The following is a 23,508-nucleotide window of genomic DNA, read 5'->3' as shown; positions in this document are numbered from 1 at the left end:
TGCTGAATAGTGAGTATAAAAGCCCGGCGATGCCGGGCTTTTTCGTGGGTCGGTTGCTCGAAGATTTCGATCTTTATCGCGACGAGGCCAGCGACCAATAGACTCGGCAACGGAAAACCTTCCACGCCTCGAGTGCTATGAAGCGGAGTCTCAGCTTGTCGCGCGGGTACGGGAAGCGCCGTCAACGGCGGGCTTGTAATTCGGGTCGAGGCGCACGGCGTGCGAATAGGACCGGTAGGCGCGTGACTTGTCGCCCTTGCGTTCGTAGACCAGCGCCTGGTTCGCCCAGGATTCGGCGAGCTTGTCGTTCAGCTCGATCGCGCGGTTGAAGTCGGCGAAGGCGTTGTCGTCGTCATTCAGCGCGACGTAGGAAATGCCACGTCCGTTATAGGGTTCGGCCGAATTGGGCGAGAGCGAGATTGCCTTGGAAAAATCCTCGATCGCCTGGGCATGCTGGCCGCGAAGCTGGTAGATCAGGCCGCGGTTGTGATAGGCGCGGCCGTCGGTCGTATCGAGTTCGATGGCCTTGGAGAAATCGTTGAAGGCTTCGTTGGTGCGGCCTGCCTGACGGTAGATATTGCCCCGGCCGATATAGGCGACATCATAGCTCGGGTTGATCTGCAGCGCGCGGTTGTAGTCATTGGCGGCGTCCACCGGCTTGCCCATGTTGCGATAGACGAGCGCCCGGTTGGCATAGGCCTGGTAGAACTGCGGATTGAGCTGGATGGCGCGATTGAAGTCGTCAAGCGCGCGGGAGAATTCGCCTGCACGTCCGTAAGCCGTGCCGCGGACATTGTACCCTTCCGGATCATTCGGATTGGCATTGATGACCGCCGAGAGCGAGGAGATATTTTCCTGGCTGCCCTGGGCACGGTCAACCGTGATCATGTCGGTGGAGGTCGTCGAGCAGCCGGTAATCGCCAGCATGGCGAACAGCGCAGGGACAAGCGCGGTCTTGCCGCGGAGGGGAGAAACGATGGTTGAAAGGCCGGAAATTTGGGTTCCACGAATCAGAACGGCAGTTTTGGCGGCCATCAGGCGCGTTTCCTCGTATCGGGCAAAGAGCATTTCTTGTTCCCTTGCCTGTCGTTGTCCCAAAACCGGTTCCCGCTTTCGGGGCGACATGCAATTGGTTCAAGACCAAATCAAAAGAGCGGCGGCGCCCTTGTCGCCACCGCCCTGAAAGCACAGGAAAACGTCGAAAAAGCGGCCGATCAACGACCGGTGCGACCGCCGGCGATCAGGCCTTCGCGCTGAGCGCGCTTGCGAGCCAGCTTGCGGACGCGACGAACAGCTTCGGCCTTTTCGCGGGCGCGCTTCTGCGACGGCTTCTCGTAGTAGTCGCGCATCTTCATTTCACGGAAAATGCCTTCGCGCTGCATCTTTTTCTTGAGAGCGCGGAGCGCCTGATCGACATTGTTGTCGCGGACTAGTACCTGCACGTGAATCCCGTTCCTTTGGTTTGGTTGCTCGCCCTCATCGGTACGATTAGAGGACGAAAAATAACGTCCGCCCGGCGTTAACCGTGCGATTGGTGATGCGGCATAGCAGATGAGTCCGTGGAAGTCCATATGCTCCGTTCAAACTCTCGCGAAAATGGATCCGGGTCCTTTTGCCGCGTGTCGAAACAATCGTCTCACGCGTCGCAAAACAGCCATTGTGGCGCATATTGATTTGCGATGGGTATCGCACTACCGAGAATGCCGATCCAACATCACCGAGCCAACGATCCCAGGAGTCTGAAGGCGAGATGCGCAAATATTCGGTTTTCGCCATAGCCCGCGAGGCGATGCGCGCCCATAAAGGCTGGGAAGCGCAGTGGACCTCGCCGGAGCCGCGTTCCTCCTATGATGTCGTCATCGTCGGCGCCGGCGGGCACGGCCTTGGTGCTGCCTATTATCTCGCCAAGGAGCACGGCATCACCAATGTCGCGGTGATCGAGAAGGGATGGCTTGGCGGCGGCAATACCGGCCGCAACACGACGATCATCCGGTCCAACTATCTCTATGAAGAGAGCATGGACATTTACGAGCATTCGCTGAAGCTCTGGGAGGGCTTGAGCCAGGAGCTCAACTACAATATCATGTATTCGCCGCGCGGCGTGATGATGCTGTCGCACAATACCCACGACATGCAGAGCTTCAAGCGGCACATCAACGCCAACCGGCTCTACGGCATCGACAACGAATGGCTGACGCCGGAACAGGCGAAAGCTTTCGTTCCGGTTCTCGACATCTCCAAGACGGCGCGTTACCCGATCAACGGCGCGGCACTCCAGCGGCGCGGCGGCACCGCCCGCCACGACGCGGTCGCCTGGGGTTATGCCCGCGCGGCCTCCGATCGCGGCGTGCATATCATCCAGAACTGCGAGGTGACGGGCATCCGCCGAGGCGCGAACGGCGAGGTGACGGGTGTTGAAACCACGAGGGGTTTCATCGGCACGAAGAAGATCGGGGTTTCGGCAGCCGGACACTCCTCCGTCGTCATGGAAATGGCGGGCGTGCGCGTGCCGCTTCATTCCAACCCGCTGCAGGCGCTGGTCTCGGAACCCTTGAAGCCGATCTTCCCCTGCGTCGTGATGTCGAACACGGTGCATGCCTATATCTCGCAGTCCGACAAGGGCGAACTCGTGATCGGCGCCGGCACCGACCAGTACAATTCCTATTCCCAGACCGGCGGATTGCAGATCATCACCCATACGCTCGACGCCATCTGCGAGCTCTTCCCGATCTTCCGGCGGGTGAAGATGATGCGCCAGTGGGGCGGCATCACCGACAACACGCCGGACCGCTCGCCGATCCAGGGCGTCACGCCGGTGCCGGGCCTCTTCGTCAATTGCGGCTGGGGTACAGGCGGTTTCAAGGCGACGCCGGGCTCGGCGAACCTCTTCGCCCACCTGATCGCCAGGGGCGAGCCGCATCGGCTGGCGGCCGGCCTGACGCTCGACCGGTTCCGCACCGGGCGGCTGATCGACGAGGCGGCGGCGGCCGCTGTCGCACATTGAGGGGGCGTGGGATGTTTCGGGTTCCGGATCAGGTTTTGTCCATTCGCTGCATAGGATGGCGGTCGCTTATGGAGGAAGACAGCGCGGCATATCGATCTCCCCCCCTGAGGGGGAGATGCCCGGCAGGGCAGAGGGGGGTAGGCCTTTCCGCATATTCGCCGGCAACTGTCTTTGCCGCACCGTCGCTACCCCTCTCCGTCACCTTCGGTGACATCTCCCCCTCAAGGGGGGAGATCAGTGGGAGCCTGCCTCGCTCACATTCATCCTCCCAAACCCTGCGGAGCCCCGCATGCTTTTGATCCATTGCCCTTATTGCGAGGAAGATCGCTCGGAGCTGGAATTCCGCTGGGCCGGCGAGGCGCATATCGCCCGGCCGGAAAATATCGCGGCGATCTCCGACGAGGAATTCGCGGAATATTTCTTCCTGCGCAACAATGAAAAGGGCCTCACCTACGAGCGCTGGCGGCATATCCATGGATGCGGCCGCTTCTTCAATGCGGCCCGCGACACGGTGAGCGACAGATTCCTGATGACCTACAAGGCAGGCCTGCCGAAACAGCCGGTGCCGGAAAGCGGCGCCAGCGAGAAGACCGTGGAGACCTATGAGGCGACAGAAGGAGACGCAAGATGAGCGGTTCTCCGAATAATCTCGGCGCCTTCCGCATCAAGGGTGCCGGCCGCCTGACGCCGGCGCGTACTGCGCGCTTCACCTTCGACGGCAGGAGCTACACGGCGATGGAAGGCGACACGGTCGCCTCGGCGCTCCTGGCGCATGGCGTGCATCTCGTCGGACGGTCGTTCAAGTATCACCGGCCGCGCGGTATTCTCTCCGCCGGGGCGGAAGAGCCGAACGCGCTCATCGACGTTGCGCGCGACGCTGCCCGCCGCCAGCCGAACGTGCGCGCCACCGTGCAGGAAGTGTTCGACGGTGCGAAGATTGCCTCGCAGAACCGCTGGCCGTCGCTGAGGTTCGATGTCAGTGCTTTCAACGACCTGCTTTCGCCGTTCTTCGCGGCCGGCTTCTACTACAAGACCTTCATGTGGCCGAAGGAAGCCTGGGCGAAGCTCTACGAGCCCTTCATCCGCCGCGCCGCCGGCCTCGGCGTCGCGCCGACGGAAGAGGATCCGGATCACTATGCCAGCCGCTATGCCCATTGCGATGTGCTGGTTGCCGGCGCAGGCGTTGCCGGCCTGACGGCGGCGCTTTCCGCCGCCTCGACCGGCGCATCCGTCATCCTCGTGGACGAACAGCCGGAAGTCGGCGGTGCGCTGCATTTCGATGCGGCGGCGACGATCGACGGGCAGAACGGCTATGACTGGGCGCAAGGCCTCGCCGCGAAGCTGAAGGCCATGCCGAACGTCACGGTGCTGACCCGCACGACCGTCTTCGGCTATTACAACCACGGCTTCCTGGGGCTGGTGGAGCGGGTGAGCGATCATCTGGCCAGGCCCGGCAGGGACCTGCCGCGCGAGCGGTTGTGGCAGGTCAGGGCAAAGCGCGTCATCCTGGCGACAGGCGCGATCGAGCGGCACATGGTGTTCGCCAACAACGACCGGCCGGGCATCATGCTGGCCTCTGCGGCGCGGACCTTCCTTAATCATCACGGCGTCGCGGTCGGGAAGAATGTCGGCGTCTACACCGCGCATGACTCGGCTTACGAGGCGGCCTTCGATCTGAAACGGGCCGGTGTGGCGATCGCTGCGATCATCGACAGTCGCAGCCATCCGGGCGATGCGGTTCTGGCGGAAGCGCGCTCGCTCGGCATCGACGTCCTCACCGGTCATTCGGTCATCAATACGTCGGGACGCTTGCGCATTTCCTCGATGACGGTTGCCCGCAATGGTGGATCGAATGCCCGCAAGATCCCGGTCGATGCGCTGATCGTCTCGGCGGGCTGGACACCATCGGTGCATCTCTTCTCGCAGTCGCGCGGCAAGCTGCGTTTCGATGAGCAGAACCAGCGCTTCCTGCCGGATATCTACGCGCAGGATTGTGTTTCGATCGGCGCCTGCAACGGCACGGACGACCTTTCCGACCTGATCGATGAGGCGATCGCCGTCGGCGGCGGGTCGCTTACGCTTTCCGGCGAGAACCGGTTCGAATGGACCGGCGGCATGATCGGCGCGGCGGAAGGTGCGGGGCCGGAGACGGTTGTGAAGGCCTTCATCGATTTCCAGCACGATGTGACCGCCAAGGATATCCGCCTTGCGGTGCGCGAGGGCATGCATTCGATCGAGCATATCAAGCGCTTCACCACCAACGGCATGGCCTCCGACCAGGGCAAGCTTTCCAACATGCATGGTCTGGCGATCGCGTCGGAAATGCTCGGACGACCGATCCCGAAGGTGGGGCTCACCACCTTCCGCGCGCCTTACACGCCGGTCACCTACGGCACGCTGGTCGCCCATTCACGTGGGCCACTCTTCGATCCGGCCCGCAGGACGCCCATGCATGATCTCGAGGCGGCAGAAGGCGCCGAATTCGAGGATGTCGGCAACTGGAAACGCGCCTGGTATTACCCGAAGCGCGGCGAGGACATGCTGGCTGCCGTCAACCGCGAATGCCGGACGGTGCGGGAAGTGGCGGGCGTGTTCAACGGTTCGACGCTCGGCAAGATCGAGGTGGTCGGGCCGGATGCGGCGGCGTTCCTAAACCTCATCTACACGAATGCCTGGGATACGCTGAAACCCGGCAAGTGCCGCTACGGAATCATGACCCGCGAGGATGGTTTCGTTTATGACGACGGTGTCGTCGGGCGGCTTGCCGAAGACCGGTTCCATGTGACGACCACGACCGGCGGTGCACCGCGCGTGCTGCATCACATGGAGGATTATCTCCAGACGGAATTCCCACATCTCAGGGTCTGGCTCACCTCGACCACCGAGCAATGGGCGGTCATCGCCGTGCAGGGGCCGAAGGCGCGCGAGATCATCCAGCCCTTTGTCGAGGGCGTCGACCTCTCCAACGAGGCCTTCCCGCATATGAGTGTGGCGGAATGCTCGGTCATGGGCGTATCCGCAAGGCTCTTCCGCGTCTCCTTTACCGGTGAACTCGGTTACGAAATCAACGTGCCGGCCGATTACGGCCCGGCCGTCTGGAAGGCGATATGGGAACGGGCGGAAGACATGGGCGCCTGCCTCTACGGCACCGAGACCATGCATGTGCTGCGCGCCGAGAAGGGCTATATCATCGTCGGCCAGGATACCGACGGCACGGTGACGCCGGACGATGCGGGCCTCGACTGGGCGGTTTCGAAGAAGAAGGCGGATTTCGTCGGAATCCGCGGGTTGAAGCGGCCCGACCTCGTCCGCGAGGGCCGCAAGCAGCTCGTCGGGCTCCTGACGAAGGACCCAGCGGAGGTGCTGGAAGAGGGGGCGCAGATCGTCGCCGATCCGAACCAGCCGAAGCCGATGACCATGCTCGGCCATGTCACCTCATCCTACTGGTCGGAAAATTGCGGCCGCTCGATCGCGCTGGCGCTGGTTGCCGGCGGAAGAGCTCGCATGGGCGAAACGCTGTACGTGCCGATGAAGGACAGGACGATCGAAGTGGAAGTGACCGACATGGTGTTCTTCGACAAGCAAGGAGGCCGCATCCATGGCTGATCCAGTAATTCGTAGTCTGCCCCTTTCGGGCGTTCACGGCGGCTCCTCCACCGTCCGCCTCGAAGCGGCGCCGCCGGCCGAACGCATCTCGCTGCGCGCCAGGCCCGAGGACGTGGCAGCACTTTCCGGCGCGCTCGCCCTCGACCTGCCGGTGAAGCCGAAGACCTCCGCTTCGGCAAACGGCCGCATGGCGCTCTGGCTCGGGCCGGACGAGTGGCTGGTGATCGGCGAAGAAGAAACCGGGCTCATCCAGGCGGCGAAGAATTCCGGCGTGCTGCATTCGGCGGTGGATATCTCCCACCGCAACACGGCGATCCTGGTTTCCGGTCCCGGCGCTGCTGCGGCGATCAATACCGGCTGCCCGCAGGATCTTTCGCTTGCCGCCTTTCCGGTTGGCGCATGCTCGCGCACCGTCTTCGGCAAGGTGGAGATCGTGTTACTCAGGACCGCAGAGGATGCGTTCCGGGTAGAGGTCTGGCGGTCGTTTTCGGATTATGCCTTCGGACTGCTGTCTGAAGGCGCGCGGGACGCAGCGGTTTAGGCGGGACGGATCATTGCCGGTGAGGCGGGATTCGATGGTTCTGCGCCTCCGCAAGTATACTTAGGTATGCCGGCGGTCATCTGCTCATATGATCCGATTAATACTCCAGGAATGTAGAACGACGAGCTTCCGGCCTGCATATTTCATCCGTGAAGTTCGAAGCGCGTAGGGCCGAAATAGGCCTCGGAAGTCTCTGAAGAATTTGCTTGAAGCAAAGAGAGGCTTGCTGCCTGTGACTGCAATTTTGTCTCCGGAACCGCAGAAGTTTTGAGCTTCAGTACGCATGCCCTATCCGCACCCCTGGTCGGGCGTTCCCGCCGAGTATCATTGGAGAAAAGCAAATGCTGATGAACAGACGTACCTTTTCGTCCGCCCTGGTGGCAGGCGCAGCCGCTTCGCTCATCGCGAGCCGCGGCATGGCCGCTCCTTCCGCGCCGCTGAAGGCGCGCAATGTCGTGCTTGTGCACGGGCTGTTTGCCGACGGATCATGCTGGTCCGAGGTGATCGGCCGTTTGCAGGCAGCCGGCCTCAATGCGACGAGCGTGCAGAATCCTCTGACGACATTGCCCGAAGCGGTCGCGTCCGCCGAACGCGTACTGGCGCGACAGGACGGTCCCACGGTCCTGGTCGGGCATTCCTTTTCCGGGATGATCGTCACCGAAGCCGGCATGCACCCCAACGTTTCGTCGCTCGTCTACGTGGCGGCGCGTGCGCCGGATGCGGGCGAGGACTATACGGCGCTGGCCAAGACATTTCCGACGCCGCCCGCCACGGCCGGCATCGTCTTCGACGGCGATGAGGGACGTCTGAGCGAGGCCGCGTTCCTGCGCGATTTCGCGGGCGACCTGCCGGAAGCGAAGGCGAAGGTGCTTTACGCGGTTCAGCAGCCGTTCCACAAGGCCTTGCTCACGGGCAAGACCACGCAGGCGGCCTGGCGTTCGAAACCGAGTTTCTATGCCGTTTCGACGGAAGACCGGACGATCAATCCGGACCTCGAACGGTTCATGGCCAAGCGCATGGGCGCCAGGACCATCGAGTTGAAGGCCAGTCATCTGTCATTGATCTCTCACCCGCAGGAGATCACCCGGCTCATCCTGGAAGCGGCAGGGCATCAGGCATAGGAGGCGTCCGGGTCCCGACCCGGGCATTCCGACGTTTCACCACCCCCGCCACTTCACCCAGCGGCCGTGGGGGTCGGTGCGGCCGAGTTCGCGGCGTTCGCCGGTCGGCCAGATCTGCAGGCTGAGCGTCACACCGTCCGGATTGTCGTCCATCTCGATCTGAAGGCGGGCGAGGGGGGCGTCTTCGGTGGCGCGGCTGCCGGCTTCCGCGATGATCGCCTCGCCTCTCGCGCGGGCATCCGGCGGCAGGTATTGCCAGGCGATCGAATGGTAGACGACATGTACGGTGCCGGGCAAAAGGTTCGCGAGCCGCTTTTCCTTCAGCCAGGCGAGCGCGTCGCCCTTTTCGACCAGGACATGGTTGATACGGGCGACTTCGATCGCTGCGCGGGTACGCTCCACCCGGTCGGGCTGGTCGGCCCAGAGATAGGAGAGGAGCCGCAGGCTGTCTTCGGGCGCGTTCGGGTCGAGCGGGTTCAGGTCGCAGCCGGCGCGATCCTGCACGGCGATCTCGGCACGCGGCGGCGACCCGCCCTCCCAACGAGGCTTCAGCATCACGGGAGACGAGGGATCACCCCACAGGAAGCCGCCGAGATCGTGATGATAGCGGTCCCAGTTGAGGTTGAGGCCCATGCTGGCGCCGAATTCCGAAAGAACCAGGGGCTTCCCGAAAAGGTCGGCGATGGTGAGGAAGCCGGCGAGCAGCGCGCTCGACCGGCGCACCTCGTTCGTCTGCGGCGCGAAACGCAGGCGTTCGAGGATGAAGTTCTCGTGTTCGCGGAAGGCATGGATGATGCCGCTCCAGAGTGCGTCGTCGCTGACCTCGTTCGGCGGATAGACGGCCTTCAGCCCCTCGTCCCTGCCGTCGATGACGAGCGCATGCAAAGCGCCGGCAAGCCGGGTGGGCAGCAGGTCGCCGCGAGTGCCGGGGTCGCCTTCCCAGGCCAGCACCCTCCGGCCGACCGTTGTGGAGCCGTCGAGGCGTTCCACCATCAGCGCGCCGAGGCGGGCGGTAAAAGGGGAATCCAGCGTCTGGCCGGCAACGATCTGTTCGCGGAAGGCCTGCCTGATCTCAGCTTCGGACGCCATGGCTCACACGCCCTCCGGCCGGTCCTTGGGGTCGAACTGGATGATGGTGATCCAGTTGGCCGTCAGCGCCGGCTTCTTCTCGTTCTCGATCTCGACCGTCACCTCGTAGGTGGTCATCAGCATGCCGGCGCCGCGAAAACGGCAGTCGGAAAGCACGAAACGGCCGCGGACGCGGCTGCCGGTCTTCACCGGCGACATGAAGCGGATGCGGTCGAAGCCGTAATTGAGGCCCATGGTCTGTTCGCGGATTTTCGGCACGCCGCCGAAATTCATCGCCGACAGAAGCGAGAGCGTCAGGAAACCGTGGGCGATCGTCCCGCCGAACGGACTTTCGGCAGCGGCGCGCTCCGGATCGACATGGATGAACTGATGGTCGTGCGTCGCATCGGCAAACAGGTTGATCATCGTCTGATCGACCAGAATCCAGTCGGATATGCCGAGTTCCTGGCCGACAAGCCCCGGCACTTCCACGAGCGAAATTTCACGCATGCGACCTCACTGATTTCTTCCAGAACGATTGGTGCAGTTCCGGGCGGAAAACCGCTCCACTTCATCTCCGGGAACTGCGCTGGCGGCGGGCGGACTTTACAGAGTTTGGACCGATTGGCGAATTATTTTTGCACCGCATCATTCCTCGATGCAGAAGCGGACGGAGCGGGCGGGAAGCATCTGGTTCCAGAGCTCGCGGGAGGGGAATTGCCGCCAGTTCCAGCCGGGCAGAGCAAAGGTCGCCGGCTCCGGGCCGCGGTTGAAGAGGACGGCAAGCCGGGTCGGTCTCCCAGCCTGGCGATCGTGCGTCGTGAGCACCATGCCGAGCACGGAATTGTCGGGGGCGTCCCAGTCGCCGACCTCCATCGGCCTACCTTCCACTGAGAGCCATTGGACATCGCCGTTGCCGTTCAGGAAGCCGGTTTCGGCAAAGATCGCAAAGCGTTTGCGGAGCGCGGCGAGCGCGGCGGTGTGCTCCACCAGCCTGCCGTCGATCCTCGACCAGTCGAACCAGGTAATGGCGTTGTCCTGGCAGTAAGCGTTGTTGTTGCCGCGTTGGCTGCGGCCGGCCTCGTCACCCATGGTGAGCATGACGAAGCCGCGGCTCACGAAGAGGGTCGAAAGCAGGGCGGACACATCGCGGCGGCGTTTTTCCAGGATGACGGGATCGTCCGTTTCGCCTTCGACGCCGTTGTTCCAGGAGAAGTTGTCGTTGTGGCCGTCGCGGTTTTCCTCGCCGTTCGCCTCGTTGTGCTTGTTCTCGTGCGAGACGAGATCCATCAGCGTGAAGCCGTCATGGGCGGCGAGGAAATTGACCGTGCGGGTGGAATGACGGCCGTGGCGGGCGAAGATATCCGACGAGCCGGCGAGCCTTGTCGCGAGCGCGCCGGTCGTCCAGCGGTCGCCGCGCCAAAAGCGGCGGATGTCGTCGCGGGCGCGGTCGTTCCATTCGAGGAAGGGTTCGGGGAAATTGCCGAGCTGGTAGCCGCCGGGGCCGATATCCCACGGCTCGGCGATCAGCACGCGATCCTTCAGCGCCTCATCGGAAATCATCGCTTTCATAGTTTCCCCATCGGGGACGAAGCCGTTGGCCGTGCGGCCGATTACGGGCGCGAGGTCGAACCGGAAGCCATCGACGCCGGCATGCAGGACGAAATGCCGGAGTGTGTCGATGATCAGCCGGCGCACGTGAGGATGGTCGCAGGCGACCGTGTTGCCGGTGCCGGTGTCGTTGACGAGGTGCCCCGGCTCGCCGGGCACATGGCGATAATAGGACAGGTTGTCGAGGCCGCGCATGGAGAGCGTCGCGCCGTGGCGGTCGCTCTCACCGGTATGGTTGAAGACGAGATCGAGGATGACACCGATGCCCGCCTGATGGAGGGCTGCGACCGTCTCGCGCAGTTCCTTCATCCCGCCGGGGCAGAGCCTGGGATCGAGCGCCATGAAGGCGATCGGGTTGTAGCCCCAGGCGTTGGAGAGACCGAGGCGAGGCAAATGGCGTTCGTCGATCCAGGCGGTGATCGGCATCAGCTCGACCGCATCGACGCCGAGCGTCTTCAAATGGGAGATGATCGAAGGGTGGGCGAGTGCTGCGATCGTACCGCGTTGTTTCTCCGGAACCGCCGGATGCAGGATGGTGAAGGACTTGACCGCGACCTCGTAGATGAAACCGCCCGGCGGCAGGAGCGGCGCGCCGATCTTGGCGAGCGGATCGCGGGTGACGATCGCTTTCGGGACGAGGTCAGTGGTGTCGACGCCGAACAGGGAGAGTTTTGCATCGTGCCGGAACGGCCGGTCGATCTCGCGGGCATAGGGATCAACGAGAAGCTTGGACGGATCGAACCAGGAGCCTTTGTCGGGATCATAGGCGCCCCAGGCGCGGTAGCCGTAGCGCTGTCCCTCCATCACTCCGCGCACCGAGATCTGATGGATATCATCGCGGCCGCGTACGAGCCGGTGGCGGGAGGTTTCCCGTCTCCCTTCTGCATCGAAGAGACAGAGCTCGATCCGTGACGCGTGATGCGACCAGATCGCGAAATCACAGCCGTCTGCGGTCAGCGTTGCTCCGAGCGATGAAAGAACCATGCGGTCGTCCAGTCCCAGTTGCGCCCGTCCTGTTGCGCCATGCGAGGCCGGCCGGAGGATCATCCGACGAAAGCCGCCGGATCACGTCCGACCAGCATCCCTCCTGATGGTGAATTCATCGTGAAGAAGCATCTGCCGCCGGCTATCGCCGAAAAGCCGTCCGCGCCCTAATTTGCATTCGACGGCCGATTTCCCTAGTCTTGGGACCGGTCGAAGGAAAAAAAGCCGTTTCGCCGGCCGTATTCAGTTACCCGTATGCGGTCACCTTCAAACCTCAGGCAAAGAGGGCCAGACAGATGACGCAAGCCAAAAGCGGCGACACAGTCCGGATTCACTATATCGGAAAATTCACCGACGGCACCGAGTTCGACTCGTCGACGGGCCAGCCTCCGCTGGAGTTCGTGCTCGGTGCCGGTCAGATCCTTTCGGGGCTCGACAAGGAGATCGACGGCATGGAACTCGGCAGCCATCAGACGGTGACCGTGCCGGCTGAAGAGGCCTACGGAGCGCATGATCCAGCCAAGGTCCACGCGCTTCCCCGTTCGGCCGTGCCGTCGGATATCGACCTCAAGCCCGGCCTGCAACTGCAGACCAGAACGCCGGACGGAAACACGATCCCGCTCGTCGTCACCGAAATCGACGAGCAGGTCGTGACCGTCGACGCCAACCATCCCTTCGCCGGCAAAGACCTGGTCTTCGACGTCGAACTGGTGGAAATCGTCAGGGCGGCGTGAGGGTCCTGTAAGCAGGTGGGATGCTTTGCCCCTCATCCGCCTACCGGCACCTTCTCCCCGCTGGCGGGGAGAAGGAGATATGCCGCGCCGGTTTCCTACCTATTGGGCGTTGCGTGAGGCACGTCCCCTCTCCCCGCAAGCGGGGAGAGGGTTAGGGTGAGGGGCAAATATTAGAAAGATCAGGTAATCACGCTCGGCTTGTCGCGGCCGGTGCGTTTCTTGAGTTCCGAAATCTCGTCTGCGATGGCGATGAGGTCGGCCAAGGCTTCCTGCGTGTCAATGCCGTGTTTTGCCGGATCAGGCTCGTAGCGCTCCACATAGACGCGGATCGTCGCGCCGGACGTGCCGGTGCCGGAGAGGCGGAGGACGATGCGCGAACCACCCTCGAAGAGAATGCGAATGCCCTGGTTCTTCGAGACCGAGCCGTCGATCGGATCGTGATAGGCAAAGTCGTCGGCGGCGGAGACCTTGAGCGAACCAAAGGTTTTGCCGGGAAGCGTTGCGAGCTTCTCCCGCAGCGCGGCCATCAGGTTATTGGCGGCTTCGGTATTCACTTCCTCATAATCGTGGCGGGAATAGTAGTTGCGGCCGTATTCGGCCCAATGCTTTCTGACGATTTCGGCGACGCCTTCGTTGCGCGCGGCCATGATGTTCAGCCAGAAGAGGATTGCCCAGAGCCCGTCCTTCTCGCGCACGTGGTCGGAGCCGGTGCCGAAGCTTTCCTCGCCGCAGACCGTCACCTTGCCGGCATCCATGAGGTTGCCGAAGAACTTCCAGCCGGTCGGTGTCTCGTACATCCCGATGCCGAGCTTTTCCGCCACCCGGTCGGCGGCGGCACTGGTCGGCATGGAGCGGGCGATGCCGGCGATGCCCTTGGCATAACCCGGCGCGACCGTGGCGTTGGCGGCGATGATGGCGAGGCTGTCGGAAGGGGTCACGAACATGCCCTTGCCGACGATCATGTTGCGGTCGCCGTCGCCGTCGGAAGCGGCGCCGAAATGCGGGCCGTCCTTGCTCATCACGTCGTCATAGAGGTCCTTGGCATGGACGAGGTTGGGGTCCGGATGATGGCCGCCGAAATCCGGCAGCGGCGTGAAGTTGCGCACCGAGCCTTCCGGCGCGCCGAGACGTTCTTCGAAGATCTCCTTGGCATAGGGACCGGTGACGGCGCCCATGGAATCCATGGCGACATGGACGCCGCTCGCGATCAATGCGCGGATCGCCGGAAAATCGAAGAGCTGCTCCATCAGGTCGGCATAATCGGCGACCGGGTCGATCACCTCCACCTGCATGCCGGCGACCTTGAAGGAGCCGAGCGCGTCGAGATCCACGTCGGCCACGTCGGCGATCTTATAGGTATCGATCACCTTGGAGCGCGTGAAGATGGCGTCGGTGATCTTTTCCGGCGCCGGGCCGCCATTGCCGATATTGTACTTGATGCCGAAATCCTCCGTCGGGCCGCCGGGATTGTGGCTGGCCGAGAGGATGATGCCGCCAAAGGCATGATATTTGCGGATGATGTTGGAGGCGGCGGGCGTGGAGAGAATGCCGCCCTTGCCGACCATGACCTTGCCGAAGCCTGCGGCCGCAGCCATCTTGATCGCCTTCTGGATGACCTCGCGGTTGTAGTAGCGGCCGTCGCCACCGATCACCAGCGTCTTGCCTTCAAAGCCTTCGAGCGAATCGAAGATCGACTGGATGAAATTCTCCGCATAGTTCTCCTGAGCGAAGACCGGGACCTTCTTGCGCAGGCCGGATGTGCCCGGTTTCTGATCCTGATAGGGGGCTGTGTGAACGGTCTTGATCATGATCATGATCCTTTTCTTGCAAGGAGATTTTTATAAAGCTCGGCATAAAGACCGGCGCTTTTTTCCCAGGAGACGTCGGATTTCATGCCCTGCTTCTGCATGGCGGTCCAGACCTTCGGATCGCGGTAGAGCCGGACTGCGCGGCGGAGCGCTCGGCGCAGATTGCCGGCGGTGACGGGGCCGAATGAGACGCCGGTCGCGGTTTTGGCGGCGAGTGCCGCATGGCTTGCGTCGATGACAGTATCGTTCAGGCCACCTGTTCGGGCAACGACGGGAATGCAGCCGTAGCGAAGACCATAGAGCTGGGTGAGCCCGCAAGGCTCGAAGCGCGAGGGAATGATGATGGCATCCGAACCCGCCTGCATGAGGTGCGACAGCGGCTCGTCATAGGTGGGGAGAACGGCAATGCGGCCGGGATGATGGGCGGCGGCAGCATGGAAGGCATTTTCGAGCGCCCGGTCGCCCGAGCCGAGCACGGCAAGCCGTGCGCCCAGTTCGACGAGATCGCCGACCGCTTCCGCCAGAAGGTCCATGCCCTTCTGCCAGGTGAGCCGCGAGATGACGCAAAAGAGCGGGCCATCGTCCTCGATCAGGCCGAAACGCTCGGCGACTGCCCGCTTGTTCTCGGCGCGGGTCTTGAGCGACGCGGCGGTGTAATTCGCCTTGACGGCCGTGTCCGTGGCCGGGTTCCAGATGCCGGTGTCGATGCCGTTGACGATGCCGTGCAGATCGGCGGCGCGATAGGCGAGCAGGCCTTCGAGCCCCATGCCGAATTCGGGCGTGAGGATTTCCTCGGCATAGGACGGACTGACCGTGCTGATCGCCCAGCCCGTCTGCAGTCCGGCCTTCAGATAACCGACGCCGCCGAAATATTCGACGCCGCCGATACCGAAGGCATGCGGCGGCAGTTCGAGATAGGGGAAGATGTCGGCGCCGAACTGGCCCTGGAAGGCGATGTTGTGGATGGTGACAAGCGTCGGGATTTCGGGTTCGGCGGCGTAACGCATGTAGGCCGGCACCATGGCCGCCTGCCAGTCATGCACGTGAACGATATCCGGCTGCCAGCCTGATTCTCCCTGGGCCATGCCGCCCTGGGCGATGATGGCGCCAGCCTTGGAAAGAGCCGCAAAACGCCGCCAGTTGTCGAAATGGTCCTTGCCGGTGGCATCGGCATAAGGCCCGCCGGGGCGGTCGAAGAAGGTCGGTGAATCGAGGATCAGCAGGTCGAGCCCCTGATGTTCGACTTCGAGCACGTCGGCCTTGGCGCCGAGCAGGCTCTCGAAACTCATCCGGACCGTTGCGTTCTCCACCATCCGCATCACCGCCGGATAACCCGGCATCAGCGTCTTCACCGATACGCCGTAGCCTTTCAGGGCAAGCGGTAGCGCGCCGGCGACATCGGCAAGCCCTCCTGTCTTGATGAGCGGATAGACCTCCGACGCAACCGAAAGAACCTGCATTAAACCCCTGAACTCCGTCTCATAAATCCAGTTTGTCGATCATCGCCTGGGTGATCAGGCAAATGCCGCTCTCGGTGCGGCGGAAGCGCTTCGCATCGAGTTCCGGGTCTTCGCCGACCACCAGTCCCTCGGGAATGGTTACACCGTGATCGATGACGACATTGCGAAGCTGCGCACGCCGGCCGATGCGGACATTCGGGAGAATGACGGCGCCTTCAAGGCGGGAATAGGAATTTGCACGCACGCCGGTGAAGAGAAGGCTGTTGTAAAGCGTCGAGCCGGAGATGATGCAATCGCCGGAGACGACGGAGGAGATGGCCGAGCCGCGGCGGTCCTCGTCGTCATGCACGAACTTGGCCGGCGGGGTGATTTCCGCATAGGTCCAGATCGGCCAGGACTTGTCGTAGATGTCGAGTTCGGGGGTGACGGCGGTCAAGTCGATATTGGCCTGCCAGTAGGCATCGACCGTGCCGACGTCGCGCCAGTAGGGCTCACGTTCGAAATCGGAGCGGACGCAGGAATTGGCGAAGCGGTGGGCGACCGCCTTACCGTTATTGACGATGTAGGGAATGATGTCCTTGCCGAAATCGCGGTTGGAGCCGGGCGTTTCGGCATCGCGCTTCAGGGCTTCCATCAGGAGCCTGGTGTGGAAGACATAGATGCCCATCGACGCAAGCGCGAATTCCGGATTGCCCGGAATGCCGGGCGGATCGGCGGGCTTTTCCACGAAAGCGATGATCTCGTCCTTTTCGTTGACATGCATGACGCCGAAGCCGGTCGCCTCCATGCGGGGCACTTCCAGGCAGCCGACGGTGACGTCCGCGCCGGAATCGACATGCTGCTGGAGCATGTATTCGTAGTCCATCTTGTAGACGTGGTCGCCGGCGAGGATGACCATGTATTCGGGCGCATAGGCCTCGATGATATCCATGTTCTGGTAGACCGCGTCGGCGGTGCCTTCGTACCATTGCGTTTCCGAAACGCGCTGTGAGGCGGGCAGGATGTCGAAGCTTTCGTTGCGCTCGGGGCGGAAGAAGTTCCAGCCGCGCTGCATGTGGCGGATCAGCGAATGGGCCTTGTATTGCGTCGCGACGCCGATGCGGCGGATGCCGGAATTCAGGGCATTGGAGAGGGCGAAATCGATGATGCGTGCCTTGCCGCCGAAATAGACGGCCGGCTTGGCGCGGCGGTCGGTCAGTTCCTTCAATCGGCTGCCGCGTCCGCCGGCCAGCACATAGGCCATCGCGTCGCGCGAAAGGGGCTGAATTCGCTTCTCGTTCATATTCTCCTCCCTATTCCACTAGGCCTGTTGTTCCAATTCCAGCATCAGCGTTGCCAGCGGCGGCAGCGTGACTTCGGCATGGACGGCTCCTCCCGCGTTCACCGCCTGAACGCGGCCGCCATTGCCCTTGCCGCTGCCGCCGTAGATCTCGGCATCGGTATTGAGGATTTCCCGCCATCTTCCCTCGTTTGGCAAGGGGATGCGGAAATTTTCCCGATAGACGGGGGTGAAGTTGCTGATCACCGCCACCGGCTTTTCTCCCGGCGCCATCCGAAGCCAGGCGAAGACGGAATTTTCCGCATCGTCGACGATCAGCCAGCGGAAGCCGTCGCCTTCGCAGTCGCGGGCATGCAGTGCAGGCTTGGAGCGGTAACAGAAGTTCAAGTCCCGGATCAGGCGGCGCATGCCTTCATGCGGATGGTAAGCCAAAAGATTCCAGTCGAGTTCGCGGGCCTCGCTCCATTCGCTCCACTGGGCAAATTCCTGGCCCATGAAGAGCAGCTTCTTGCCCGGATAACCCCACATGAAGGCGTAATAGGCGCGCAGGTTGGCGAATTTCTGCCAGTCGTCGCCGGCCATCTTGGCGATCAGCGAACCCTTTCCATGCACCACCTCGTCATGGGAGAGCGGCAGCACGAAATTTTCCGAAAAGGCGTAGATGAGGCCGAAGGTGATCTCGCTGTGGTGGTGCTTGCGGTAGACGGGTTCGCGCGCCAGATAGCTCAGCGTGTCGTGCATGAAGCCCATGTTCCACTTGAAGCCGAAACCGAGGCCGCCTTCGTGGACGGGCTGGGAAACCTTCGGCCAGGAGGTGCTCTCCTCGGCGATCGTCATCATGCCGGGATGGGCGCCATAGGAGAGCGTGTTCATCTTCTGCAGGAAGCGGACGGCTTCCAGGTTTTCCCGCCCGCCATATTCGTTCGGCACCCATTCGCCTTCCTTCCGCGAATAGTCGAGATAGAGCATGGAGGCGACAGCATCGACACGCAGGCCGTCGAGATGGAACTTCTCCGCCCAGTAGAGCGCGTTGTTGATGAGGTAGGAGAGGACTTCGATGCGGCCGAAGTTGTAGATCGCGGTGTTCCAGTCCGGATGGAACCCCTGACGCGGATCGGCATGTTCGTAAAGAGCGGTGCCGTCGAAGAAGCGCAGACCGTGCTCATCCGTCGGGAAATGCGCGGGCACCCAGTCGAGGATGACGCCGATGCCGACCTTGTGGCAGCCGTTGACGAAGCGGGCGAAACCTTCCGGTTCGCCGAAACGGGCGGTCGGCGCGAAGAGCCCGGTCGTCTGGTAGCCCCAGGAGGGATCATAGGGATGTTCGGTAACGGGCAGGAATTCGATATGGGTGAAGCCCATGTCGACGCAATAGGGGATGAGTTCGGCGCCGAGCTCGTCCCAGGTGAGGAAGGAGCCGTCCGGCTTGCGGCGCCATGAGCCCGCATGCACCTCGTAGATGGTGATCGGCTGGCGGCGATGGTCGGCCTTTTCCCAGAATTCCCGGTGGGCCGCATCCTCCCATTTCTGCAGGAGTTCCGGTGCGGTGACCGAGGCGGTGTCCGGTCTCATCTCGGCGCGGCGTGCATAGGGATCCGCCTTCAGCGGCAGGAGCTTGCCGTTCTTGCCGACGATTTCGAACTTGTAGGCAGAGCCGGCCGAGACGTCCGGCGCGAAGATTTCCCATATGCCGGTATCGACCCTCAGCCGCATCACGTGGCGGCGGCCGTCCCAGTTGTTGAAGTCGCCGACGACGGAGACTCGTTTCGCATTCGGCGCCCAGACGGCGAAATGGAAGCCCTCGACGCCCTCGTGCTTCATCTGATGGGCGCCCATCTTGTCGAAGAGGCGCAGGTGTGAACCCTCGCGGACGAAATAGTCGTCCATGGGGCCGAGCACGGGACCGAAACTGTAGGGGTCGGTGACGGCCCATTCGTTGTCGCCGCGGCGAGCGCGGTAACGGACCGGCTGGAGGTGGGAGGCGTTGACGGGGCCTTCGAAATATCCGGCCTCATGGCGGCAGGTGAGTTCGCCGAGCTCCGTTCCGTTGAGGGAGAGCGCGGTGACGGCTTCGGCGCCTGGAATGAAGCAGCGGACCCTGAAGCCGTCCTTCAGCTTGTGAAGCCCAAGGACGGCGAATGGGTTGGCGTGCCTGCCTTCCAAAATCGCCTCGATCTCGGATGATGGAATTTCGCCTGGGGCTCTTCCGTCATCGAGGACGCGCGGCGATTTCGTCATCAGGCTCTCCAGATCTCCGACGCGTATTGGCGAATAGTTCTGTCAGAGGAGAACCATCCCATCCGGGCAGTATTTCGAATCGTCTTCGAATACCAGGATTTAGGGTCGAGCCAGAGCTGGTCAACACTGCGCTGGGCTGCCGCATAGGCGTCGAAGTCGGCAGCGACCATGAACCAGTCGTGATTGTAGATGCCATCGATCAGATCGGAGAAGCGCGAGCGGTCGTCCGGCGAGAAGACACCGGATGCGATGGCGTTCAGGGCCTGGGCGAGTTCCGGGGATCTGTCGATGATGGCGCGCGGGTTGTGGCCGTCGGCGCGGACCTTGGCGACCTCGTCGGCCTTGAGGCCGAAGATGACGATATTGTCCTCGCCGACGTAATCGCGCATCTCGACATTCGCGCCGTCGAGCGTACCGATCGTCAGCGCGCCATTCAGCGCGAACTTCATGTTGCCGGTGCCGGAGGCTTCCATGCCGGCCGTGGAGATCTGCTCGGAAAGATCGGCGGCCGGAACCATGATCTCGGCGAGCGAGACATTGTAGTTCGGCACGAAGACGACCTTCAGGAGGCCACGCACCGCCGGGTCGTTGTTGATGGTGCGTGCGACGTCGTTGGCAAGCTTGATGATCAGCTTGGCGTTGTGATAGCTCGGCGCCGCCTTGCCGGCGAAAAGTTTCACACGCGGCACCCAGTCGAGTTCCGGATGCGAGCGGATCTGGTCGTAGAGCGCGACAGCCTCGACGATATTCAGAAGCTGGCGCTTGTATTCGTGGATACGCTTGATCTGGATGTCGAACATGGCGGAGGGATCGAGCCTTATCCCCATGCGGCTGCCGACGAGATTGGCGAGCTGCACCTTGTTCGCTCGTTTGACGGCGGCGAATTTCTCCTGGAAGGCAGGGTCATCGGCGTGAGCATCGAGCGCCTTGAGCGCCTCCGTGTCATCGAGGAACTTGTCGCCGATGGCTTCCTCGATCAGTGAGGTCAGACCGGAATTGCACTGCATCAGCCAGCGGCGCGGCGTAATCCCGTTGGTCTTGTTGTTGATGCGGGCCGGATAGAGCGTGTGCAGGTCGGCGAAGACGGTTTCCTTCATGAGGTCGGTATGCAGCGCCGAGACGCCGTTTACCGAATGCGAGCCGACGAAGGCGAGATTGCCCATGCGCACACGCCGCTCGGCGTTCTCGTCGATCAGCGAGATCGAGCGGATCTGGGTCTCGGAGAAGCTTTTCTGCTTGCGGGCTTCCAGCAGGATCTGCGCGTTGATCGCGTAGATGATCTGCATATGGCGCGGCAAAAGCCGTTCGAAGAGCGGCACCGGCCAGCTTTCCAGCGCCTCAGGCAGGAGCGTGTGGTTGGTGTAGGAGAAGGTCTGACGGGTGATTTCCCAGGCCTGCTCGAAATCCATGCCGTGGATGTCGGTCAAAAGCCGCATCATCTCGGTGATCGACACGGCCGGGTGGGTGTCGTTGAGCTGGATCGCCACCTTCTCATGCAGGTTGGTGAAATCCGGATATTGCTGCAGGTGGCGGCGCAAGATGTCCTGGAGTGAGGCGGAGGAGAAGAAGAACTCCTGGCGCAGGCGCAATTCCTGGCCGGCCGGATTGGCGTCCGCCGGATAGAGGACGCGGGTCAGGCTTTCCGCCTTGTTGCTCTCGCGCAGCGCGCCGATATGGTCGCCGGCATTGAACGCGTCGAGCAGGATCGGATCGATCGGCTGGGCCGACCAGAGGCGCAGCGTGTTGACGCGCTTTCCGCGCCAGCCGACGATCGGCGTGTCATAGGCCGTGGCGATGACGCGTTCGGCCGGCTTCCAGACATAACGGGACGGGTCGTCATAACCGCCGACCGTCTCGACCGTGCCGCCGTAGCCGATCTCGTAGGAGCTTTCCCGGCGCTCGAATTCCCAGGGGTTGCCGTGGGCAAGCCAGGTTTCCGGCAGTTCCACCTGCCAGCCGTCCGCCATCTGCTGGCGGAAGAGGCCGTGGACGTAACGGATGCCGTAGCCGTAAGCCGGGATGTCGACCGTCGCCATGCTCTCCATGAAACAGGCGGCAAGACGGCCGAGGCCGCCATTGCCGAGCGCCGCATCCGGTTCGAGGCCGGCGATCACGTCGATATCGACGCCGAGCGAGGTAAGCGCGTCGCGGATTTCCGTCATCAGGCCCATATTGGTGACGGCATCGCGCATCAGCCGGCCGATCAGGAATTCGAGCGAGAGGTAATAGACGCGCTTGTCACCGGTGCGGTAGACCTTGCGGGTACTTTCCATCCACTTGTCGATGATGCGGTCGCGCACCACCAGGATCGTCGCCGTCAGCCAGTCGTGGGGCTTCGCCACCTTGGCGTCCTTGCCGATGCGGTAGGTCAGGCGCTCAATGATCTCTTCCGCCATGATTTCGGGGCGGGAACTGCGGGGAGCCGGCTGGGGGATTTCAACGGTGGGAGACGTTCTGTTCATATATCGCCAACTTTCTGGTGGAGCGGGAGGATAGCGTCCGATTCAGTCCATCCGGCACGGTGTATGGCTACAGTTTATGCACCGTTATGACGCGCTTGCAATGCTCGTTTTATTTTTGCTCGGCCCCGTTATTCTGCCCGCGCAAAGCAAAACGCCCCGCCGGCAAGGGCAGGGCGTTTTTGCAGTGCGTTCGTGTCGAAACTTAGTTCGTCAGGCGGGTAGCCGTCTTGGCTGCCTTGCGGGCGATCTCGCCGAAACTCTGCACGAGCTGCGTCATGTTGTCCGGCTCGTAGTAATAGTCGGGACCAGTGGCGCAGTAGTTCAGCAGAGCCTTGCCCTTGTCGGGAGCCATGAAGGCGATCGTGTAGATCTTGATGCCGTTGCCCGCCGCGTCCTTGTCCGCCTTGGCCTGGTCGCAGATGCCGCGCACCTTGGCGTCGATCGTGGAGTTCCACGAGCTGCTGTTGCCGGTCATCTCGCCGTCGGTCATGAAAACGATGAAGCGCTCGAAGCTGGTATTGCCCTTCCCGTCATGGGCGTTCTTTTCGGTGCTGTTTGCCTTTTTCAATGCGCTCAAGGCATTGGTCAGAGCGCCGCTGGCGTCGGTGCCGCCGTCGGGAACTGCCGGAAGGTTGTCCACATAAGTGGCAACCTTGGTGGTTCCCCAGTTGATCTTCTGCTCGGCCTTGCTCTTGTCGTCATAGGAATCCGCGCCGACGCGGACCAGTTCCCCATCAGGATCGGCCTTGTCCAGTTCATCGAACATGACGCCAGCCGCGGTCTTGAGGGATTGCATCTTGGTCAGGTAGTTGTCGACGGTCCTGTAGCAGGTCTTGGTTTGCCAGTAGTAGCCATTCCATGTGGAGCCGCAGTTATAGGCTTCCTGTTTCGTCGGCTGGGCGGGATTGATCGTCGTCGTATTCCAGGCCATGGAGCCGGACTCGTCAAGCGCCAGATACATGGACAGGGCGTTGCCTTCGCGGGCGCTCGCAGACTGACTTTCGATGCTGATGGTCATTTTCTTGAACCCGAGAACCGCGCTCAAGCCGCTGAGCGGCACGTCATAGCTCGTCTTGAGACGAACGTCATAGCTGGTCGTGGTGTTCGAGGCGACCGTCATCAGTGCCATGGCCTCGGTGTTCCGCCTAAGCTCTTCCAAGGCTGCCGCCTTTTCGGCTTCGGTCATGTCGGAATTGTTGATCTCCTGTGCAGCCTGCTCGACGTAGAAGTCCGTCATCAACGTTTCTGCTTCCGACTGACTCATGTCGCCCTCATCGGACATGGCGGATGCGGTGGCAAGAGTAGCCGCATCCGCGGCCGCCTGCAGGCGTGTCTTCTCGTCCATGACGTGCGTGAGATCGATCGCAAAACCCGCAACGCCCAGAAGGACCGGAAGCATGGCGGCCGTCATGATACCGAAATTGCCGGCGCGGTCCTTCAAAAGCCGCGAAAAGAGAGTGTGCTTCATCGTCGCCCTTATGCCCCGTTCAATTCATTTGAACACCCATGGGACCCGTTTACCGGATGCGGGTATAGGAAGGGCTAAGCGGATCGTTACAATTTTAGCGATTTCAATGAATTAGCATCAAAAC

At 62.3% G+C, this 23,508-nt stretch carries 17 protein-coding genes; 6 read left to right on the top strand and 11 right to left on the bottom strand.

All coding sequences use genetic code 11. From position 1 onward, the window contains the following. Window positions 1-150: 150 nt before the first annotated feature. Window positions 151-927, bottom strand: coding sequence for a tetratricopeptide repeat protein (locus QEO92_RS17040; RefSeq protein WP_227705195.1), 777 nt, complete (start codon window positions 925-927; stop codon window positions 151-153). Between the two features lie 287 nt (window positions 928-1,214). After that, the gene (gene rpsU / locus QEO92_RS17035; protein WP_037155834.1) at window positions 1,215-1,442 is read right to left on the bottom strand and encodes a 30S ribosomal protein S21; all 228 of its coding nucleotides are present in this window, start codon (window positions 1,440-1,442) and stop codon (window positions 1,215-1,217) included. A gap of 308 nt (window positions 1,443-1,750) precedes the next feature. Here rpsU and QEO92_RS17030 point away from each other — a divergent pair, with 308 nt between their 5' ends. The 5 genes from QEO92_RS17030 to QEO92_RS17010 all read left to right on the top strand — a co-directional run bounded on the left by QEO92_RS17030 (window position 1,751) and on the right by QEO92_RS17010 (window position 8,272). Continuing rightward, window positions 1,751-3,004, top strand: a complete 1,254-nt coding sequence (locus tag QEO92_RS17030; protein ID WP_227703804.1) for a sarcosine oxidase subunit beta family protein — start codon at window positions 1,751-1,753, stop codon at window positions 3,002-3,004. A gap of 289 nt (window positions 3,005-3,293) precedes the next feature. Then, complete coding sequence (locus tag QEO92_RS17025; protein ID WP_227703803.1) at window positions 3,294-3,635, top strand: sarcosine oxidase subunit delta; 342 nt, start codon at window positions 3,294-3,296, stop codon at window positions 3,633-3,635. After that, window positions 3,632-6,610 (top strand): sarcosine oxidase subunit alpha, encoded by a 2,979-nt coding sequence (locus QEO92_RS17020; RefSeq protein WP_227703802.1) that lies wholly within the window; start codon window positions 3,632-3,634, stop codon window positions 6,608-6,610. The genes QEO92_RS17025 and QEO92_RS17020 overlap by 4 nt, the downstream gene beginning before the upstream one ends. After that, window positions 6,603-7,151 (top strand): sarcosine oxidase subunit gamma, encoded by a 549-nt coding sequence (locus QEO92_RS17015; protein ID WP_227703801.1) that lies wholly within the window; start codon window positions 6,603-6,605, stop codon window positions 7,149-7,151. The genes QEO92_RS17020 and QEO92_RS17015 overlap by 8 nt, the downstream gene beginning before the upstream one ends. A 341-nt stretch (window positions 7,152-7,492) precedes the next feature. Beyond that, window positions 7,493-8,272, top strand: a complete 780-nt coding sequence (locus QEO92_RS17010; protein WP_037155848.1) for an alpha/beta fold hydrolase — start codon at window positions 7,493-7,495, stop codon at window positions 8,270-8,272. Window positions 8,273-8,308: 36 nt separating this feature from the next. On the opposite strand, the gene QEO92_RS17005 is transcribed toward QEO92_RS17010, so the two are convergent. The 3 genes from QEO92_RS17005 to glgX form a co-directional block, all read right to left on the bottom strand. Next, on the bottom strand, window positions 8,309-9,361 hold the full coding sequence (locus QEO92_RS17005) for a DUF2332 domain-containing protein (RefSeq protein ID WP_227703800.1): 1,053 nt from the start codon (window positions 9,359-9,361) through the stop codon (window positions 8,309-8,311). 3 nt (window positions 9,362-9,364) lie between these two features. After that, on the bottom strand, window positions 9,365-9,850 hold the full coding sequence (locus QEO92_RS17000; RefSeq protein WP_037155853.1) for a MaoC family dehydratase: 486 nt from the start codon (window positions 9,848-9,850) through the stop codon (window positions 9,365-9,367). 138 nt (window positions 9,851-9,988) lie between these two features. Further along, on the bottom strand, window positions 9,989-11,935 hold the full coding sequence (gene glgX, locus QEO92_RS16995) for a glycogen debranching protein GlgX (RefSeq protein ID WP_227703799.1): 1,947 nt from the start codon (window positions 11,933-11,935) through the stop codon (window positions 9,989-9,991). Window positions 11,936-12,231: 296 nt separating this feature from the next. On the opposite strand from glgX, the gene QEO92_RS16990 reads away from it, so the two are divergent. Continuing rightward, the gene (locus QEO92_RS16990) at window positions 12,232-12,669 is read left to right on the top strand and encodes an FKBP-type peptidyl-prolyl cis-trans isomerase (RefSeq protein ID WP_037155857.1); all 438 of its coding nucleotides are present in this window, start codon (window positions 12,232-12,234) and stop codon (window positions 12,667-12,669) included. A 179-nt stretch (window positions 12,670-12,848) separates the two neighbouring features. On the opposite strand, the gene QEO92_RS16985 is transcribed toward QEO92_RS16990, so the two are convergent. The 6 genes from QEO92_RS16985 to QEO92_RS16960 all read right to left on the bottom strand — a co-directional run bounded on the left by QEO92_RS16985 (window position 12,849) and on the right by QEO92_RS16960 (window position 23,384). Beyond that, window positions 12,849-14,477 (bottom strand): alpha-D-glucose phosphate-specific phosphoglucomutase, encoded by a 1,629-nt coding sequence (locus QEO92_RS16985; RefSeq protein WP_227703798.1) that lies wholly within the window; start codon window positions 14,475-14,477, stop codon window positions 12,849-12,851. Between the two features lie 2 nt (window positions 14,478-14,479). Continuing rightward, window positions 14,480-15,937 (bottom strand): glycogen synthase GlgA, encoded by a 1,458-nt coding sequence (glgA, locus tag QEO92_RS16980; protein ID WP_037155859.1) that lies wholly within the window; start codon window positions 15,935-15,937, stop codon window positions 14,480-14,482. 19 nt (window positions 15,938-15,956) lie between these two features. Next, the gene (gene glgC, locus QEO92_RS16975) at window positions 15,957-17,219 is read right to left on the bottom strand and encodes a glucose-1-phosphate adenylyltransferase (protein ID WP_037155862.1); all 1,263 of its coding nucleotides are present in this window, start codon (window positions 17,217-17,219) and stop codon (window positions 15,957-15,959) included. 18 nt (window positions 17,220-17,237) lie between these two features. After that, window positions 17,238-19,454, bottom strand: coding sequence for a 1,4-alpha-glucan branching protein GlgB (glgB, locus tag QEO92_RS16970; RefSeq protein ID WP_037155865.1), 2,217 nt, complete (start codon window positions 19,452-19,454; stop codon window positions 17,238-17,240). Continuing rightward, window positions 19,454-21,916, bottom strand: coding sequence for a glycogen/starch/alpha-glucan phosphorylase (locus tag QEO92_RS16965; protein ID WP_227703797.1), 2,463 nt, complete (start codon window positions 21,914-21,916; stop codon window positions 19,454-19,456). Before QEO92_RS16965 ends, glgB begins: the two co-directional genes overlap by 1 nt. A gap of 202 nt (window positions 21,917-22,118) precedes the next feature. After that, window positions 22,119-23,384, bottom strand: coding sequence for a TadE/TadG family type IV pilus assembly protein (locus QEO92_RS16960; RefSeq protein WP_052183042.1), 1,266 nt, complete (start codon window positions 23,382-23,384; stop codon window positions 22,119-22,121). Between the last annotated feature and the right edge of the window lie 124 nt (window positions 23,385-23,508).

The sequence above is a fragment of the Neorhizobium petrolearium genome, assembly GCF_029854435.1.
GTDB classification, from domain to species: Bacteria; Pseudomonadota; Alphaproteobacteria; order Rhizobiales; family Rhizobiaceae; genus Neorhizobium; species Neorhizobium petrolearium.
This window is presented reverse-complemented; position numbering and strand designations above follow the sequence as displayed.